This is a genomic window from Wolbachia endosymbiont of Atemnus politus (genome assembly GCF_013309895.1).
In genome coordinates this window covers 1-3483 of sequence record NZ_JAAXCS010000123.1, presented here as the reverse complement: position 1 = coordinate 3483, position 3483 = coordinate 1, and the positions used below count along the sequence as shown (strand labels likewise).

The 3483-nt window shown below is 34.4% G+C and carries 1 protein-coding gene and 5 pseudogenes; all 6 read left to right on the top strand.

Features of this window, described 5'->3' with window-relative positions; genetic code table 11:
• Positions 1–284: 284 nt before the first annotated feature.
• Positions 285–659, top strand: a complete 375-nt coding sequence (locus HET73_RS06520; protein WP_343033097.1) for a hypothetical protein — start codon at positions 285–287, stop codon at positions 657–659.
• Positions 656–1307, top strand: a pseudogene (locus tag HET73_RS06515) (adenylate kinase family protein). Before HET73_RS06520 ends, HET73_RS06515 begins: the two are co-directional and overlap by 4 nt.
• 59 nt (positions 1308–1366) lie before the next feature.
• Positions 1367–1745 (top strand): annotated as a pseudogene (rpsM, locus tag HET73_RS06510) (30S ribosomal protein S13).
• 24 nt (positions 1746–1769) lie between these two features.
• A pseudogene (gene rpsK, locus HET73_RS06505) lies at positions 1770–2157 on the top strand (30S ribosomal protein S11).
• A 25-nt stretch (positions 2158–2182) separates the two neighbouring features.
• Positions 2183–3242 (top strand): annotated as a pseudogene (locus HET73_RS06500) (DNA-directed RNA polymerase subunit alpha).
• 7 nt (positions 3243–3249) lie between these two features.
• A pseudogene (locus tag HET73_RS06495) lies at positions 3250–3360 on the top strand (50S ribosomal protein L17); the annotation flags it as partial.
• Positions 3361–3483 lie beyond the last annotated feature (123 nt).

The following is a 3483-nucleotide window of genomic DNA, read 5'->3' as shown; positions in this document are numbered from 1 at the left end:
TACTAACTACTACTAACCACTAACTACTACTAACTACTAACCACTACTGTCTACGTTACTACTGTCAAATAATATCTGTTATTACGTCATTACCCTAGCTCCCACAGCGTGCTCCGCACTCACTAACTCTAATCCCACCATTTTGGTTAATGCTTTTGAATTTCTAACTTAGCAAAAATTTATTTTTACTTCTTTATAACTTTCTGACGATGACTGGCAAATAAAACAGTCGAAACGTAAATCTCATCACTTCTCCATGTATATGACAAACCACTCAATAGGATATAATACTAGCCAAAATCTTTTTGCTTTTTTTCTATACCAATTTTATATTTAATCCAGAGGAAAATGCCAATTTTCTTAAGAAAAATAGCTGTTTTATACCTCGTAGAAGACCTGGAAAACATACTTCCGATTACCTTCAAGACATCGTTTTTAAATTAACGTTTATTGGTTCTGCATATTTGGTGGCCGTATGCGCTGTGCCCGAAGTTATAAGATATTATTATGATATACCGTTTATTTTTGGTGGAACGAGCTTATTGATTATAGTTTACATTGTTACTGATACTATTATGCAAATACAATCCTATATCTTTTCAAATAAATATGATAGCTGGATGAGAAAATATGAATATAAAACGAGAAAATTAAGATGATTATTGCAATTTTTGGCCCTCCTGGCTCTGGTAAAGGTACTCAATCAAACCTGTTGATAGCAATGTGTAACTTAAAGTTAATTTCAGTAGGGGATTTGTGTTGAGGAATATTATGTCTAGCAGTAGCGAGTTAGGTAAAAAAATAAAGGGGATATCGTGGAATCCGGTAATTTAATTCAAGATGAAGTTATATGTGAGTTGTTGCGTGATCAACTTGCGTTAGTAGATGATAGTTTTTTGTTGGATGGTTTCCCGAGAAATTTAAACCAAACTTGTTTCTCAACTCAAGTTTTGCAAGAGAAATAATAAATAGGGATGTTGATATTGTCAATGAGTTGCAGCTTGACGATAAAATTGCAATTGACAGATTAAAGAATCGCCTTGTGTGCTTGGATTGTAAGAATGTATATAGTGCATCTTCTTGCAAAAGTGAAGGTGCTCTTGTTTGTATGAAATTTAAAAGTACAAGACTAGAAAGGAGAATTGATGATTCTCATTTATCTGTAATTGATAGAAGAATAAGTGAATACCACACCCAAATAAAGGATTTGGGTGAATACTATAAAGACAAATTATTAACGGTCAACACTAATCTTGATTCAGATAAAACAAGAGATTGAAAACAAAATTTCTTGCAATTTGGTTTGACTCTAGGTTATTTTAGGATATAAATTAAGAGTTACTATTAATAAAATATCGGAGTATCGGTGGCACGTATTTCAGGTGTAAATGTTCCAGTAAAGAAATGTGTTCCTTTTGCATTAACTTATATATATATATATATATGGTATAGGTGTTGCTGCTGCAGATCCAATATGCCATGCTTGTGAAATTGATAAGAGCACACGTGTTTCAGAATTGCAAGATAAAGATAAAGAAAAGATCAGCAGTTTCATTAGGAGAATCTATTCTATAGAAGGTGAGCTTAGAAAAGAAGTGGCTATGAATATAAAGTCTTTGGTGGAAATGGGATGCTAGAGAGGAGTGAGACACAGAAAGGGTTTGCCAGTGAGATGACAAAAAACTCATACCAATGCTAAGACTCGTAAAGGTAGATCTCGTTCGCCTATTGCTGGAAAGAAATAAAATTTATTGCTATTGTGAGTTTTAATGAAAAAGGTTAGAACAGTTGGTAAAAGTGCAAAAAAAGTTTATTACTGGGGTTGTTTATATTTGCGCAACTTTTAATAATACTTTTATAAATGTAACTGATGTTCATGGTAACACTCTATACCAAAACTCTGTAGGTGCGCATGGTTTTTCAGGCTCAAGAAAATCTACACCTTATGCTGCAGGTAGAGATTCGGAATCTGCTGCAAAGGTTGCGGTATAAAAGTTTGGTATGAAAGTTGTTTCTGTGATAATACGTGGTCCTGGTTTTGGGGCTGAAGCTGCAGTTAGGGCACTTCAGGGCTGTGGATTAGCAGTAACCTTAATTGCAGATAAAACCGCAATTCCTCATAATGGATGTAGATTAAGAAAAAAAAGAAGAGTATAGAATATTTTTTTGGAGAGATTATTTTATGTATAATAATGAAAGTGTTTCTGTTTTTGACAATTATAAGTTGACTAGGCCTAATTCAATTAAAGTAGTGCCAGATGATTCAACCGAAAAAGGTGATATAGTACTTGAACCATTGGAGAGTGGCTTTGCTTTAACATTAGGTGTTGCATTAAGGCGTGTAATGTTATCTTCTCTTATAGGTAACGCTGTTTATGGAATAAAAATCGAAGGCATAACTCATGAGTTTACTTCAATTCAAGGAGTAAGAGAAGATGTAACTGATATAGTCTTAAATATGGGCATATTGAAGTGCAAGTTGAATGGCACTTCCAATAAATGCTTAAATTTGAGTGCTAAAGGACCTTGCCAGATATTAGCTGGGATGATAGAGGCTGATGATCAGTGCTCTATTGTTAATAAAGACCTGCTAATATGTACACTGGGGCAGAATGTAGAACTTAACATGACTATATATGTGGCTAGCGGGAAATGCTACCTTCCTGTTACTAAATATAAAGAAAACAAGTTCTTGAAGCTCATGAATGAACTGGATCTAGTTGGGTTTATTCCGGTTAATGCTTTATATAGTCCTGTCAACAGAGTTTCATATAAGGTGGATAACAGTCGTGTTGGTCAAGTTACTGATAAGGATAAGTTGATATTATCAGTTTAGACTGATGGTACAATTTCTCCAAGTCAAGCTGTTGATTTTGCTGCAAGGATATTACAGGAGCAACTTCAGCCTTTTGTTAGCTCTGATGGGAGATGTAAAAAACAGCAAACTTCTACGTTTAGTGGTTCTAAAGATTTGGGTTATGATCCTATCTTATTGCGTAAAGTAGATGAAATGGAATTGTCTATCAGATTGTTTGAAGAATGAATGTATATGTACTTATATAGGTGATCTTGTGCAAAGAACAGAGAGTGAAATGTCAAGAACTGCTAATTTTGGCAGAAAGTCTTTGAATAAAATTAAGGTAGTTTTAAATAATTTTGGCTTGTCTTTAGGTATGGATGTTCCAAATTGGCCACCTAAGGATATAAATGAGTTGGCTAAACAACATACTGATGAAGATTAGGTGATACATGAAACATGTAATAAAAAAGCGTAAGCTGTCTCGTCGATCTGAGCATAGGTTATCAATGTTAAAAAAAAAATCTATCTCACTAATTCACCATGAGCAGATTATAACTACTTCCTGTGAAACTGGGCAAATTCCCAGTGGCAGAGCTGCAACTGCCACCAGGCGCGTCCCCCGGGTGGCGGATGGGGGAAGTCCACTATATTCATTTAAATTTATTAAATAGATATATGGGATT